Source organism: Arsenicicoccus sp. UBA2120, assembly GCF_002330965.1.
Lineage (GTDB): Bacteria > Actinomycetota > Actinomycetes > Actinomycetales > Dermatophilaceae > Arsenicicoccus > Arsenicicoccus bolidensis.
This window is the reverse complement of the sequence record NZ_DCYC01000107.1, coordinates 22,691-37,481: the sequence shown is the minus strand read 5'-3', so window position 1 is coordinate 37,481 and position 14,791 is coordinate 22,691. Positions and strand designations below refer to the sequence as shown.

At 72.3% G+C, this 14,791-nt stretch carries 10 protein-coding genes, 1 tRNA gene and 1 other RNA gene; 9 read left to right on the top strand and 3 right to left on the bottom strand.

Translation table 11 applies throughout. The features are described from left to right. Positions 1-393: 393 nt before the first annotated feature. Together B2P18_RS18250 and B2P18_RS18245 are read left to right on the top strand one after the other, a co-directional pair. Positions 394-1,938, top strand: a complete 1,545-nt coding sequence (locus tag B2P18_RS18250; protein WP_286961840.1) for a M4 family metallopeptidase — start codon at positions 394-396, stop codon at positions 1,936-1,938. Between the two features lie 76 nt (positions 1,939-2,014). Next, a tRNA-Ser gene (locus tag B2P18_RS18245) sits at positions 2,015-2,102 on the top strand. A gap of 144 nt (positions 2,103-2,246) precedes the next feature. On the opposite strand, the gene B2P18_RS18240 is transcribed toward B2P18_RS18245, so the two are convergent. Beyond that, positions 2,247-4,796, bottom strand: a complete 2,550-nt coding sequence (locus tag B2P18_RS18240) for a bifunctional FO biosynthesis protein CofGH (RefSeq protein ID WP_239266646.1) — start codon at positions 4,794-4,796, stop codon at positions 2,247-2,249. Positions 4,797-4,907: 111 nt separating this feature from the next. On the opposite strand from B2P18_RS18240, the gene ffs reads away from it, so the two are divergent. The 3 genes from ffs (at position 4,908) to B2P18_RS18225 (ending at position 8,528) form a co-directional block, all read left to right on the top strand. Next, an RNA gene (gene ffs / locus B2P18_RS18235) (signal recognition particle sRNA small type) lies at positions 4,908-5,004 on the top strand. Positions 5,005-5,106: 102 nt separating this feature from the next. Then, positions 5,107-7,740, top strand: a complete 2,634-nt coding sequence (locus tag B2P18_RS18230; RefSeq protein WP_286961838.1) for a DNA polymerase III subunit gamma and tau — start codon at positions 5,107-5,109, stop codon at positions 7,738-7,740. A 119-nt stretch (positions 7,741-7,859) separates the two neighbouring features. Beyond that, positions 7,860-8,528, top strand: coding sequence for a lysophospholipid acyltransferase family protein (locus B2P18_RS18225; RefSeq protein WP_029211736.1), 669 nt, complete (start codon positions 7,860-7,862; stop codon positions 8,526-8,528). A 233-nt stretch (positions 8,529-8,761) separates the two neighbouring features. Here B2P18_RS18225 and B2P18_RS18220 read toward each other — a convergent pair whose 3' ends face one another. Then, positions 8,762-9,586 (bottom strand): LLM class F420-dependent oxidoreductase, encoded by an 825-nt coding sequence (locus B2P18_RS18220; RefSeq protein WP_029211737.1) that lies wholly within the window; start codon positions 9,584-9,586, stop codon positions 8,762-8,764. A 134-nt stretch (positions 9,587-9,720) separates the two neighbouring features. On the opposite strand from B2P18_RS18220, the gene recR reads away from it, so the two are divergent. Both recR and B2P18_RS18210 read left to right on the top strand, forming a co-directional pair. Beyond that, on the top strand, positions 9,721-10,320 hold the full coding sequence (gene recR, locus B2P18_RS18215; protein ID WP_029211738.1) for a recombination mediator RecR: 600 nt from the start codon (positions 9,721-9,723) through the stop codon (positions 10,318-10,320). Then, positions 10,313-10,882, top strand: coding sequence for a DUF5063 domain-containing protein (locus tag B2P18_RS18210; RefSeq protein ID WP_037212828.1), 570 nt, complete (start codon positions 10,313-10,315; stop codon positions 10,880-10,882). Before recR ends, B2P18_RS18210 begins: the two co-directional genes overlap by 8 nt. A 1-nt stretch (position 10,883) precedes the next feature. On the opposite strand, the gene B2P18_RS18205 is transcribed toward B2P18_RS18210, so the two are convergent. Further along, entirely contained in the window at positions 10,884-12,164 is a 1,281-nt protein-coding gene (locus B2P18_RS18205; RefSeq protein ID WP_029211740.1) for a glycosyltransferase, read from the bottom strand. A 182-nt stretch (positions 12,165-12,346) separates the two neighbouring features. Here B2P18_RS18205 and B2P18_RS18200 point away from each other — a divergent pair, with 182 nt between their 5' ends. After that, on the top strand, positions 12,347-13,615 hold the full coding sequence (locus B2P18_RS18200) for an aspartate kinase (RefSeq protein ID WP_286960037.1): 1,269 nt from the start codon (positions 12,347-12,349) through the stop codon (positions 13,613-13,615). Between the two features lie 54 nt (positions 13,616-13,669). Then, positions 13,670-14,737 carry an aspartate-semialdehyde dehydrogenase gene (locus B2P18_RS18195; RefSeq protein ID WP_286961833.1) on the top strand — a complete coding sequence of 356 codons (1,068 nt, stop codon included), beginning with the start codon at positions 13,670-13,672 and terminating at the stop codon, positions 14,735-14,737. Positions 14,738-14,791 lie beyond the last annotated feature (54 nt).

Below are 14,791 nucleotides of genomic sequence, written 5' to 3'. Positions count from 1 at the left end.
CTCCCCTTAGGAACTCATCAGGCCGGGGTTAGCACGCCAGGTCGATGTGCCTACCTGAGGTAGGAACATCAGCCTGGGTTGGCACCGCAGGTCGACGTGCCGGACCCAGGTCGATGTGCCGGGCCCTGGCGGATGTGCCTGACCGGGCTGACCTTCGCCGGTCGTATGGCGGCCCGGTCGCCGCCAGATGGTGACGCTCCGTGAGGTCGGGCTGATCGTCATACCGGCGGGTAGCCCCCTGACCTGCGCATCTGTGATCGCTCGGATCTCATGCTGGTCAGGGTCTTCCCAGGAACGGTTGCAGGACGTAGATTCCCCCCACCCGTTGCTCGACGGGTCGATGGCCCCCGCTCCGCCCCCGCGGAGATCCATCGACGACCCCCCGGAGGATCCATGTCTCGCGCACGCACCGCTGCTGCCCTGACCGCCCCGCTGGCCCTGGCGCTCGCCGCCACCCTCGCCCCCGCGACGTCGTCGGCCGCCCCCGCCGCCCCCTCCGACGCCGCCGGGGCCACCGCGCGGGCGCTCGGCCTCGGCTCCGGAGAGCAGCTCATCCAGCGCACCGTCGGCCGCACCCCCGACGGCGTGACCCACACGCGCTACGACCGTCGCGTCGACGGACTGCGCGTCGTCGGCGGCGACATCGTCGTCCACTCCGACGCCAAGGGTGCCGTGCGGCGCACCACCTGGGGTCGCGGTCGTGCGGTCGCCCTCTCTGACAAGACGCCCAAGGTCAGCGCCACTGCCGCCCAGGCCACGGCTCGCGCCACCGCGACCGGTCTTGCCGGCACCCCCACGGTCAGCAGCGAGCTCGTGATCCACAACGGCGACGCCGGCCCGCGCCTGGCCCACGAGGTCGTCGTCAAGGGCATCCGCACCGACCAGACCCCCACCGCGCTGCACGTCGCCGTCGACGCCAAGACCGGTGCGGTGCTGGAGAGCTGGGACACCGTCACCCCCGGCACGGGCAACGGCATCCACGTCGGCAACGTCACCGTCGGCACCAGCGGATCGGCGCCGAGCTTCCAGATGGTCGACGCCCTCGGGCACCGGACCGCCGACCTCAAGGGCACCACCACCGGCGCGGGCACGGTCCTCACCGACGCCGACGACGTCTGGGGCAACGGGACGATGTCCGACCGCGCGTCGGTCGGGGTCGACGCCCAGTTCGGCGCGCAGAAGACCTACGACTACTTCTTCACGACCTTCGGCCGCAAGGGCATCTGGGACACCGGCAAGGGGGCGCCCTCGCGGGTCCACTACGGCAACGCCTACGACAACGCCTTCTGGGACGGCACGCAGATGACTTATGGCGACGGTGCGGGCAACGCCAACCCGCTCACCTCGCTGGACGTGTCCGGCCACGAGATGACCCACGGCGTGACCGAGAACACCGCCGGCCTGGCCTACCGCGCGGAGTCCGGCGGCCTCAACGAGGCGACCTCGGACATCTTCGGCACCATGGTCGAGTTCTACGCCGCCAGCCCGGTCGACGCCGGCGACTACCTGATCGGCGAGGAGCTGGGCAGCGCGCCCTTCCGCTACATGGACAAGCCGAGCAAGGACGGTCGCAGCCCTGACTGCTACTCCTCCAAGGTCGGCCGGCTCAACGTCCACTACTCGTCGGGCCCGCTCAACCACTGGTTCTACCTCGCCTCGGAGGGCTCTGGCGCCAAGTCGGTCGGCGGCGTCAGCTACAACAGCCCCACCTGCAACAGCAAGGCCGTCGTCGGCGCGGGCCGCGACGTCGCAGCCAAGGTCTGGTACTCCGCCCTCACCAACGAGCTGACCTCCCGCTCCGGCTACGCCGCCGCCCGCGAGGGTGCGATCCGCCAGGCCAAGGCGATCTACGGCAAGGGCTCGGCGCAGTGCTCGTCGATCGCGGCGGCCTTCGACGGGATCGCGGTCCCGGCCGGGACCCAGACCTGCAGCAACTGAGGCGGGTGAACGTCCGGCGACGGGGCGGTGACGCTCGATTGTGAGCCGGGCCTCCCCATCCGGTACATTGCTCGGCGGAGGATTCGCATAGTGGCCTAGTGCGCACGATTGGAAATCGTGTTGGGATAAAACCCTCGGGGGTTCAAATCCCCCATCCTCCGCCACAGCAGAGGCCCCGCACCGACATCGTTCGGTGCGGGGCCTCTGCACATGTCCGGGGAGTCTGCTCCTGCCGTATGCCGACAAGCCCGCTGCCGGCGCCGCCGCGGGCCTGGTGCCGCGGTCCGGCGCCTTGCGGTCAGGAGGGGTCAGGCAGGGGTGACCAGCTCGGCATACGTGGTCGAGCGCTGACGCAGCGGCCGCCCGATGCCGTCGGTGATCTCGCGCAGCTCCTCGACGGTCTTGGCCGACCCGTGCTCCGAGCCCGCCATGCGGCTGATCGTCTCCTCCATCAGCGTGCCGCCGAGGTCGTCGGCGCCGCCGCGCAGCATCAGCCGGGTGCCGTCGACGCCGAGCTTGACCCAGGACGTCTGCACGTGGCGGATGCGGCCGTGCAGCAGGATGCGGGCCACCGCGTGCACGGCGCGGTTGTCCCGCAGCGTCGGCCCGGGACGGGCGACCCCGGCGAGATAGACCGGTGCGTTGGTGTGCACGAACGGCAGTGGCACGAACTCCGTGAATCCTCCTGTGCGGTCCTGGATCCCGGCGAGCGTGCGCAGGTGGCCGACCCAGTGTCGGGGGTGGTCGACGTGGCCGTACATCATGGTCGAGGAGCTGGGGATCCCCAGCGTGTGGGCGGTCTCGACGATCTCGATCCACTGCGCGGTGGGCAGCTTGCCCTTGGTCAGCACCCAGCGGACCTCGTCGTCGAGGATCTCGGCGGCCGTCCCGGGGATCGAGTCCAGCCCGGCCTCGCGGAGCTCCTCGAGCCACGCGCGCGGGGAGACGCCGGCCTTGGCGGAGGCGGTGGCGATCTCCATGGGGGAGAAGGCGTGCACGTGCAGCTGGGGCTGGACGTCCTTGATCGCCCGCACGATCCGCGCGTAGTCCCCGGGCCGGAGGTCGGGGCTGATCCCGCCCTGCAGGCACACCTCGGTGGCGCCGAGCCCCACGGCCTCCGTGGCACGGGAGGCGATCTCGTCCAGGGACAGCGTGAACGCGTCGGCGTCGGTCTTGCGCTGAGCGAACGCGCAGAACCGGCACCCGACGTAGCAGACGTTGGTGAAGTTGATGTTGCGGTTGAGGACGTAGGTGACCTCGTCGCCGACCGTCTCGCGCCGCAGGTCGTCGGCGAGCCGGGTCACCTCCTCGAGGTCGTCGCCCTCGCTCGTGAGCAGCGCGAGGTAGTCCTCGTCGGACAGCCCCGCCGGGTCCGCCTCGGCGCGTGCCAGCGCCTGCCGGGCGTCGGACGGGGTCGAGACGCCGCTGCCGTGTGCCGCGACTGCCGCGCTCGTGGTCGCCCGCTCGGCGACGGCCGCCCAGTCGCCGTAGACCTCGTCGAAGTCGCCCCGTCGGTCCTCGGACCGGCCGGTCGTGTCGATGGAGGCGTGCAGGTCGACGCGGCCCCGGCTCTGCGCCAGGCCGCCGCCCTCGGCCCCGCCGTCCGGCTCCTGCCAGGTCCGGCCCTCCGGCCGCACGCCCTCGCGCGCCAGCCCCGTCGCCGGGTCGGCCAGGGCGGCCACGTGCGGGTGCAGCCGCGGATCGATCCACGCCTCGTCCCGCCCGAGCGCGCCCTGCACGAACCGCGGGTGAGCCGTCAGGCGCTCGCGCAGCTCGAGCCCCGCGGCCTCCGTGACCGTCCGCAACAGCTCGATCTCGGGCCAGGGACGCTCGGGGTTGACGTGGTCGGGCGTGACGGGCGAGACCCCGCCCCAGTCGTCGACCCCCGCGGCCAGCAGGCGCCCGCAGTCCTCGATGTCGCTGAGGTTGGGCGGCGCCTGCACGCTCGTGCCCGGGCCGAGCAGGACGCGGGTCACCGCGATCGTCGCGAGGTACTCCTCGAGCCCGACGTCCTCGGAGGCCCGCATGGCGGTGTCGTCCTTGGCGCGGAAGTTCTGGACGATCACCTCCTGCACGTGGTGGTACTCCCGGGCGAGGCGCCTGATCGCGAGGATCGACTCCACGCGGTCGGCCGGCGTCTCGCCGATGCCGACGAGGATCCCCGTCGTGAAGGGCACGCCGACCCGGCCCGCGTCCTCGACCACGCGCAGGCGCACGGCCGGGTCCTTGTCGGGCGAGCCGAAGTGGGGTCCGCCCGGCTCGGTCAGCCGCGTCGAGGTGGACTCGAGCATCATCCCCATCGAGGGTGCGACCGGCTTGAGGCGCTGCAGGTCGGACCAGCTCATGACGCCGGGGTTGAGGTGGGGGAGCAGCCCGGTCTCCTCCAGCACCCGGATCGCGGCGGCGCGGACATACGCCAGGGTGTCGTCATACCCCTTGCTGTCCAACCACTCTCGTGCCGCCGGCCACCGGTCCTCGGGGCGGTCGCCGAGGGTGAACAGGGCCTCCTTGCAGCCCTGCGCCGCGCCCTCGCGGGCGATCTCGACCACCTCGTCGAGCGACAGGTAGGGAGCCTCGACGCGTCCTGGCGTGGTCGCGAACGTGCAGTAGTGGCAGCGGTCGCGGCACAGGCGCGTCAGCGGGACGAAGACCTTGCGGGAGTAGGTGACCGTGCCGGGTCGCCCCGCCTGGACCATCGCGGCGTCGCGGACCCGTCCGGCCACCGAGCACAGCGCCTCAAGGTCCGTCCCTCGCGCCCCGAGCAGCACCTCGGCCTCGGCGGCGTCGAGCGCCTTGCCGTCCCGCGCTCGGGCGAGCGAACGCCGCATCGCGTTGCTGGACCTGGTCTCCTCCGTCATGCGCTGCAGGCTACGTCAGGGGTCCGACAGACCCCTCGGGCGGTCCGCGGGGCGGCGAACGGGCTGCCCGGCGGGATTGGCTGATGGGGTGGGGGCTGCACTAGCATGAGGACCGGCCCCCCGCGTGGTGGTACCTCTCCCAACTCCCCCAGGGCAGGAATGCAGCAAGGGCAAGAGAGCTCTTCCAGGTGCGCGGGGGGTCTTCTCATGCCCCCCTCCTGCCGGTGGACCAGCGCGTATGCCGTCACGGCCACCGCAGGCCGGCGCGACGGCATACCCCTTGTCAGAGGCGACCACTAGGGTCGTTCTCGTGAGCACAGCCCTCTACCGCCGCTACCGCCCCGAGACGTTCGCCGACGTCATCGGGCAGGAGCACGTGACCGAGCCCCTGATGCAGGCCCTGCGATCCGGTCGGGCCAGCCACGCCTACCTGTTCAGCGGTCCGCGCGGCTGCGGCAAGACGACCTCCGCCCGCATCCTCGCGCGCTGCCTCAACTGCGAGCAGGGACCGACCGACACCCCCTGCGGCACGTGCGAGTCGTGCGTGGCCCTGGCGCGCGGTGGCGCGGGATCGGTCGACGTGATCGAGATCGACGCGGCGAGCCACGGTGGTGTCGACGACGCCCGTGACCTGCGGGAGAAGGCGTCGTACGGCCCGGCGCGCTCGCGCTACAAGGTCTACATCATCGACGAGGCGCACATGGTGACGCCGCAGGGCTTCAACGCGCTGCTCAAGATCGTCGAGGAGCCGCCCGAGCACGTGAAGTTCGTCTTCGCGACGACCGAGCCGGACAAGGTCATCGGCACCATCCGCTCGCGCACCCACCACTACCCCTTCCGGCTGGTGCCGCCCGCCCGGCTGACCGACTACCTGCAGGAGCTGTGCGACACCGAGGGCGTGCAGGTGGCGCAGGGCGTGCTGTCCTTCGTCGTGCGCGCGGGTGGCGGCTCGGTCCGTGACTCCTTGTCCGTGCTCGACCAGCTCATGGCGGGCGCCGGCGACGAGGGGCTGACCTACGAGCGGGCCGCGGCGCTGCTCGGCTTCACCGAGGTCGAGCTGCTCGACGCCACCGTCGACGCGCTCGCCGCCGCCGACGGGGCCGCCGTGTTCCGTCAGATCGACAAGGTCATCGAGTCGGGCCAGGACCCGCGCCGCTTCCTCGAGGACCTGCTCGAGCGGCTGCGTGACCTGATCATCGTCCTGGCCACCGACCAGGGCGCGGCCGCCGTGCTGCGCGGCGTGCCCGAGGACCAGCTCGAGCGGATGCGCTCGCAGGCGGCCGGCTTCGGCGCCGGGGCACTGTCCCGCGCCGCCGACGTCGTCAACACCGGCCTCACGGAGATGACCGGCGCCACCTCGCCGCGCCTGCAGCTCGAGCTCATCTGCGCCCGGCTGCTGCTGCCCGGGGCCGCCGGCGAGCAGGGGTATGCCGCCCGCATCGACCGCCTCGAGCGCCGCATGGAGCTGGGGGGTGGCCACCCCGCGTCCGCCGAGCCGGGTGCCGATTCGCGTGGGGTCTCGGACTCGCGCCAGGGTGGTCTGAGCGGTGCCGAGGCCGCACGCGCCGCCGCCCGGCGTCCCGCCGACTCCTCCGCTCCGGCAGCCGCGGCTGCAGCCTCCCCGTCACGAGCCCAGTCCTCGTCCCAGGCGCAGGGGCAGCCCCATTCCCAGCCGCAGGCGCCTGCTGTGCCTGCACCGTCGTCCCCGTCGTCGAGCTCGGCCCCCTCGCCGACCGTGAGCTCGTCGCCGTCCCCCGTTGCCGAGCAGGGGGAGGAGCGTCGTGAGCAGGTGGCGGCCGACGCCTCGAGGGTCAGCGACGAGCCGCCGCCCGCCCAGCCCACCCCGGGTGACGTGCCTCGCAGCGGTGGCGTCTCGGCCGAGGAGCGCGAGGCGCTGCAGCAGGAGCAGGTGCGCGAGACCCGGCCGGCAGCCGCACACCCGCAGAGCGCACCCCAGACTCACGGCGGGGTCGACGCCGACATGCTCCGTCGCGCCTGGCCCGACGTGCTGGCGACCGTGTTCAAGGAGAAGCGCGTGACCTGGACGATGCTGTCCGAGCACGCCCAGATCATGGAGTTCGACGGCCGCCGCGTGGTGCTCGGCATCAACAATCCCGGAGTGGCCCAACGCTTCGCGACCAGCAAGGTCCACGCCGAGGTGGTGCGTCAGGCGCTCATCGACGTGATCGGCGTGGACGCCCAGGTCGAGGGCGTGCCCCTGGCGTCGCACGCCAGCGGCGGCGGTGGTGGCCACGGCGCACCGCGTCAGCAGGCGCCCCGCCCGGCGACGGCCGAGCCTTCGGCGCCACCGGACCACGCTGGCTCCGGGCCCGCAGCTCCGGCGCACGGGGGCGGTCGGTCACAAGGGGGCTCACCGGCCCACGACGATGCCCCCTCCCCGGAGATGCGCGAAGCCATGGGGATGGGCGGTGCGCCGTCCCGCGGCGACGACAGCTCGGGAGGCTGGGCGGCAGGTTCCCCTGCTCCTGACTGGGCGACGCCCTCCCCTTCGGCGGCGGAGTCGGATCCGGCGACCGGCCCCTCGTCGGCATCACCCCCAGCAGCAGCCGCACCGGGATCACGCGCCCCCGGCGGTGGAGAGACCGGAGATTCACGCGGCCCAGGGCAGGCCGGAGACTCACGCGGCTCCGGTCAGACCTCCGACCGGCCCGCGCGACCTTCCGCAGCTGGTGAGCCGCGCGACGAGGACGAGCCGGTCGACCCCGAGTCGGTTCCGGTCGACGAGGCGTCGTTGTCGCCCTACCAGCGCGCGATGCGCCGGGCCGCTGCCCAGGAGGGACGTCAGGGCCAGGGTCGTCAGGTCAAGCGGGTCTCCGACGAGGACGTCAGCACCGACGACGAGAGCGTCGACGGGGGTGCCGCCGGGCCGGCGGTCATCGCCAGCATCCTCGGCGGCAAGGTCATCGAGGAGCGCACCCCCTGACGGTGGCGCGCATGGCGGTGGGACCGGCATACGGACGCGGTGCGCGCCAGCAGGTCTGTCCCCACGCACGGGACCGCTAGGCTCGGCCCGCACGCCCGTTCCGTCGACTGCGAGGGTCCATGTTCTACCGACTCGTCCACTCGGTGCTCAAGCCGGTGACCCACGCGATCTATCGACCGCACATCGACGGCATCGACAACGTCCCCCGGCGTGGGCCGGTGATCCTGGCGAGCAACCACCTGTCCTTCATCGACAGCTTCGTGATCCCGCTGGCCGCGCCGCGTCAGGTGGCCTTCCTCGCCAAGGCGGAGTACTTCACGGGCACGGGCGTCGCCGGGGCGATCCGTCGCGAGATGTTCGAGGCCGTCGGCGCGATCCCGGTCGACCGCGACTCGTCCCGCGCCGCGCAGCAGTCGCTCGAGGCGCAGCTGGAGGTCCTCCGCCGCGGCGGTGCCACCGGCATCTACCCGGAGGGCACGCGATCGCGCGACGGTCGTCTCTACAAGGGCAAGACCGGAGCGGCCTGGCTGGCGCTGCAGGCGGGCTGCCCGATCGTGCCGGTCGGCCTGATCGGCACCCCCGACATCCAGCCCGTCGGCGCCCGGTGGCCCCGGATCGCCAAGGTCACCGTCAAGTTCGGCACCCCCATCGAGGTGGCGGGGCGCTTCGTCGGCGTCCCCGCGGCCAAGGCCCGCCGCCAGGTCACGGACGAGGTGATGGCGGCGATCCACGCGCTGACCGGCCAGGAGCTCGCGGGCACGACCAACGACCGCTCCGCCCAGGCCTGACCAGCACCGCCGCGGGCCAGCGTTCGTGAGCTGGGAGCGCGCGTTGTGCGGGTTGGGGGCGCCAGGAGCGTGCGTTTGTGAGATGGGAGCGCACGTTGTGCGGGTTGGGGGCGCCAGGAGCGTGCGTTTGTGAGCTGCGAGCGCGCGTTGTGCGGGTTGGGGGCGCCAGGAGCGTGCGTTTGTGAGCTGCGAGCGCGGAGAGTGCACGGTGTTGCGGGCGTGGGCGTGCCGGGTCAGCCGGCGGCGTTGAGCTCGTCCCGCCAGCGCAGCCAGGGCTCCACGTGCTCCATCGGGTAGTCCGGCCCGCTGATGCCCATCGTGAAGGTCGTCGCGCCCAGCTCGAGCAGCGGCGTGCCCTCCACCTCCGGGGCCTCGGGTTGCCGCCCGTCACGCCCACGTCCGCCGACGCCGACCGACATCTCGATCTCGGCGGGGTCCCGCCCGACCGCGGCGCAGTGGTCGCGGAGCACCGACGCCTTGTGCGCGAGCTCCTCGCCCGTCGCGAAGGTGTGCCAGATGTCGGCGTGCTGCGCCACGATCCGCAGCGTCTTGCGCTCGCCGCCACCGCCGATGAGGACGGGGATGTCGCGCGTGGGCGGCGGGTTGAGCGCCGCCCACCGCGCCTTGATGCGGGGCATCGACTCCGCGAGGTCGTCGAGCCGCGAGCCGGCGGTGCCGAACTCGTAGCCGTACGCGTCGTAGTCGCGCTCGAACCAACCCGAGCCGATGCCGAGGATCAACCGGCCGTCGCTGACGTGGTCGACCGTGCGGGCCATGTCGGCGAGCAGGTCGGGGTTGCGATAGCTGTTGCACGTCACCAGGGGCGCGAGCTGCACCCGCGTCGTCTGCTCGGCCCACGCGGCGAGCAGCGTCCAACACTCGAAGTGCGCGCCGTCCGGGTCACCGTTGAGCGGGTAGAAGTGGTCCCAGTTGTAGACGATGTCCACGCCGAGGTCCTCGGCCCGGCTGACGGCGTCGCGGAGCTGGGCATAGGTGGCGTGCTGAGGCTGCAGCTGCAGCCCGATGCGGATGGGACGCGAGGCAGCGGCGGTCGTCATACGGTCAACTCTGGCCGACGAGCGCGGACCCCACCACCCGAGCCCGACAACCTCGCTCCCGGGGAGCCCGGTCACTCGCGATCGTCAGCCCGGCGCGACGGGGTTTGTCGGTGGCAGGGCATAGGCTCGCGGATGTGTATGAGGGTGCTGTCCAGGATCTGATCGACGAGCTCGGGAGACTTCCCGGCGTCGGTCCCAAGAGTGCGCAGCGCATCGCGTTCCACGTGCTGCAGGCCGACCAGGCCGACGTGCAGCGACTCGTGGACGCGCTCGTGCAGGTCAAGGCCAAGGTGCGCTTCTGCGTGGTGTGCGGCAACGTCGCCGAGGCCGAGCAGTGCCGCATCTGCCGGGACCCTCGCCGCGAGGCGGGTCTGATCTGCGTGGTCGAGGAGCCCAAGGACGTCGTCGCGATCGAGCGGACCCGCGAGTTCCGGGGGCGCTACCACGTGCTCGGCGGCGCGATCAGCCCGATCGACGGCATCGGCCCGGACGACCTGCGCATCACCGAGCTGATGGCCCGGCTCGGCAGCACCGAGATCACCGAGATCATCATCGCCACGGACCCCAACCTCGAGGGCGAGGCCACCGCGAGCTATCTCGCGCGCCTCCTCGGGCCGATGGGGCTCAAGGTCAGCCGCCTCGCCAGCGGTCTGCCGGTGGGTGGAGACTTGGAGTACGCCGACGAAGTCACGCTCGGGAGGGCGTTCGAGGGTAGGAGGATGCTCAATGTCTGACCGGACGATGGCCGACGACCTGGCCGCGGTGGAGCGCCAGACCGCTGAGGACGTGCGCGCCTTCTGCGACATCGTGACCGACGTGGCCAGGGGTGATGCGCCCGACTCCGCGATCCCCTTCCTGCTGCTGGGCCTCTCGCAGGTGCTGCTGACGGGTGCGCGCCTCGGGGCCATCCAGGACGTGGTGCTGGTCGAGAAGTTCGAGCCCGACCCCGGACCCGACGTCGACACGGACCCGGTCCGCGACGGTCTGGCGCGGTTGTTCGAGGGTCTGGACGAGTATGCCGACGTCGTCGACCCGGTCACCTCCGTCGAGCTGACCGCGGGATCCCTGTCCAACGACCTGGCCTCGATCGTCGTCGACCTGGTCCACGGCCTGCAGCACCACGAGGCCGGGCGTCCGGTCGAGGCGCTGTGGTGGTGGCAGTTCTCCTACCTGTCCTCGTGGGGGGACCGGGCAGCGTCGGCGCTGCGCGTGCTGCAGTCGGTGCTGTCCCACATCCGGCTCGACGCCGACGAGGAGATCGTGGCCGAGGCGGAGTTCGACGCGCTGCACACCTGAGTCAGCGGTCGAAGATCCGCGTCAGGTGATCCACCGCTGACGCCACGCCGTCCTCGGCGCGCACCTGCTCGCCGAGCCTGGCGGCCGCGACGCCGCACCCGGGTGACAGAGCGGCTCGTATGCCGTCCGCTAGCCGCTCCGCGGTGAGCTCTCGTCGCGCGATGGCCGCCGGCCCGCAGCCGAGCGCGTCGACGCGCCGCCCCCAGTAGGCCTGGTCGCCCATGTGCGGCACCACGACCTGCGGAACCCCGGCGCGAAAGGCCGCCCCGGTCGTGCCCGCCCCGCCGTGCCCGACCACGGCCGCCATACGGGGAAAGAGCCAGTCGTGGGGTGCGCCCTCGACGGTGAGCGCGTCGTCGCCGGTCACGTGCAGGTCGGCGTTGCCGCGCAGGACCACGGCACGCACGCCCGCGGCCCGGACGGCCTCGGAGAGCAGCCGCGAGCTGGCCTCGGGGTCGGCCGCGCTCATCGACCCGAAGCCGACGTAGACCGGCGGCGGACCCGCCTCGAGGAAGTCGACGATCGTCGGGTCGGCGACGCGGCCGGGGACGTGGCCGCCGCCGTCGTCGAGGCCGGCGCCGCCCCGGAGCGTCCAGAAGCCCGTGACCTGCACGGGCATCGGCCAGTCGGGCGCCGGCGGCACGACGTGGGGACTCACCGCCATGAGCGTCGGCGTGGAGCGGATGTCGTGGAGGAGCTGACGCGGGCCGGGGCGCCGCAGGCCCAGGCGCCGGCGCAGCTCGGCCGCCACCGGCGCGATGACCGGTTGGACGGCCGTGGACGTGAGGGCGCCGACGGCCCGGTTGAGGATCGTGCGGCGGCCGGGGAGGGCGGCATACACGTAGGACGAGCCGAGCGAGGTCTGCAGGACCGGCGCGAACAGCGCGATGGCGTGACCGATCCCGGTGGCGCGGGCCAGCGCCCACCCGGCCTCGAAGGTCAGCGTGCTCGACAGCAGCACGTCGTGGTCGGGCGCCGCGCGCAGCAGGGTGGTGGAGACGACGTCGGCGGCCAGGGTGCTGACCTCGTGCATGAGCCGCAGCTCGGCGACGGTGCTGCGGGACGTGCCCCCGAGCCACCGGCGGCCGAGGTCGGTCCGGGACAGCTCGGCCACCGACACGCCGAAGTCCGTGTAGCCGAGCCCCGCCTCGCGGATCCACGCCTCGAAGTCCAGGGTCGCGGCCACGGTGACCTCGTGCCCCGCGGCGCGCAGGCCGAGCCCCAGGGCGACGAAGGGCTGGACGTCGCCGCGCGAGCCCCACGCGAGCAGCAGGTAGCGCACCTCCTGAACCTACCCGAGGCGGTCACATCGGCCCGCCTTCGCACGCCAGGCCGATGTGACCGCCTGAGGTAGGTCCATCGGCCTGGGTTCGACCCGACATCTCGGGATGCGGCGCTGACCAGGCGCGGCGGCTGCGCTCGCTAGGCTGGCACCGCCCCATCCCCGTCCCGAGAGGCGACACCGTGAGCCTGGTGGTCATGAAGTTCGGCGGTTCCTCCGTCGCGGACGCCGACAGCGTCAAGCGTGTCGCCCGCCGGATCGTCGAGACCAAGAAGGCCGGCAACGACGTCTGCGTCGTGGTCAGCGCCATGGGTGACAGCACCGACGAGCTCATCGACCTGGCGACCCAGATCAGCCCGCTGCCGCCGCTGCGCGAGATGGACATGCTCCTCACCGCCGGCGAGCGCATCTCGATGGCCGTGATGGCGATGGCGATCGCCAACCTCGGCTACACCGCCCAGTCGTTCACGGGCAGCCAGGCGGGCATCATCACCGACGAGCAGCACGGCAAGGCCCGCATCCTCGACGTAACGCCGGGGCGGATCCGCGGGGCCATGGACAACGGCCACATCGCGATCGTCGCCGGCTTCCAGGGCGTCTCGCAGGAGACCAAGAACATCACCACCCTCGGCCGCGGCGGCTCGGACACCACGGCCGTGGCGCTGGCGGCGGCGCTCGAGGCGGACGTCTGCGAGGTCTACACCGACGTCGACGGCGTCTTCACCGCCGACCCCCGCATCGTCCCGACGGCGCGCAAGCTCGACCGCGTGTCCAGCGAGGAGATGCTCGAGCTGGCCGCCAACGGCGCCAAGATCCTCATGCTGCGCTGCGTCGAGTACGCCCGCCGCTACAACCTCCCGATCCACGTGCGGTCGTCCTTCTCCCACAAGGAGGGCACCCTCGTCATGGACCACCCCGAAGGAGCAGACGTGGAAGCATCCCTGATCTCCGGAGTCGCGCACGACCGCAGCGAGGCCAAGATCACGATCGTCGGCGTGCCCGACAACCCGGGCAAGGCCGCCGAGGTCTTCGAGGCGCTGTCGCAGGCGGGCGTCAACATCGACATGATCGTGCAGAACGTCTCGGCCGTGGAGACCGGCCTGACCGACATCTCCTTCACCCTGCCCAAGACGGACGGCCCGCAGGCGGCCCAGTTCCTCGGCCGGGTCCAGGACCGCGTCGGGTTCCGGTCGCTGCAGTATGACGACCAGATCGGCAAGCTCTCGCTCGTCGGCGCGGGCATGAAGTCCAACCCCGGGGTGTCGGCGACCTTCTTCCGGGCGCTGGCCCAGTCGGGCATCAACATCGAGATGATCTCCACCTCGGAGATCCGCATCTCGGTCGTCACCCGCGACGACCAGCTCGACGACGCGGTGCGCGCCGTCCACACGGCGTTCGGGCTGGACAGCGCGTCCGGTGAGGCCGTCGTCTACGGCGGCACCGGACGCTGACGCCTGGCGGGCCTTCCGCCATACCGAGCTCGCTTGCTGCACTAGGAGACTGACATGAGCACTGGAGTCAACCTCGGCGTCGTCGGCGCCACCGGCCAGGTCGGCACCGTCGTCCTGCGGATCCTCGAGGAGCGCGACTTCCCGGTCGCCTCGCTGCGGCTGTTCGCCTCGGCGCGCTCCGCGGGCAAGACCCTGACCTATCGCGGGCAGGAGATCACGATCGAGGACGCCTCGACCGCCGACCCGAGCGGCCTGGACATCGCGATCTTCTCCGCGGGCGCCACGACCTCCAAGGCCCAGGCGCCGCGCTTCGCCGAGGCCGGGGTCGTCGTGGTCGACAACTCCTCCGGCTGGCGCAAGGACCCCGAGGTCCCGCTGGTCGTCTCCGAGGTCAACCCGGACGCGATCAAGGACCGCCCCAAGGGCATCATCGCCAACCCCAACTGCACGACCATGGCCGCGATGCCGGTGCTCAAGCCCCTCGCGGACGAGGCCGGCCTGCAGCGGCTCGTGGTCTCCAGCTACCAGGCCGTGTCGGGCTCCGGTCTCGCCGGCGTCGAGGAGCTGGCCGGCCAGGTGCGCCGCGGCACCGACGCGGGCGAGGGCGCCATCGAGGGCCTGACCCACGACGGGTCGGCCGTCGACCTGGGCGAGCCCGCCACGTACGTCGCCCCCATCGCCTACAACGTCCTGCCGATGGCCGGCTCGATCGTCGACGACGGCTCGCTGGAGACCGACGAGGAGCAGAAGCTCCGCAACGAGTCGCGCAAGATCCTCGCCCTGCCCGAGCTGCGCGTCTCCGGCACGTGCGTGCGCGTCCCCGTCTTCAGCGGCCACTCGCTGTCGATCAACGCCGAGTTCGACCGCCCCATCTCGGTGCAGTGGGCCACCGAGCTGCTGGCGTCCGCGCCGGGCGTCGAGCTGCGCGACGTGCCGACGCCCCTCGAGGCGGCGGGCGCCGACCCGTCATACGTCGGGCGCATCCGCCAGGACCAGTCCGTCGACGACGGCAAGGGCCTCGTGCTGTTCGTCGCCAACGACAACCTGCGCAAGGGCGCGGCGCTCAACGCCGTCCAGATCGCCGAGCTGGTGGCCGCCGAGCTGGGGTTGCGCACCGCCTGACCCGGCCGCCGCGCACCCGGCGCCCGCACGCCCAAAGATCGTGAGTGTTTCCTC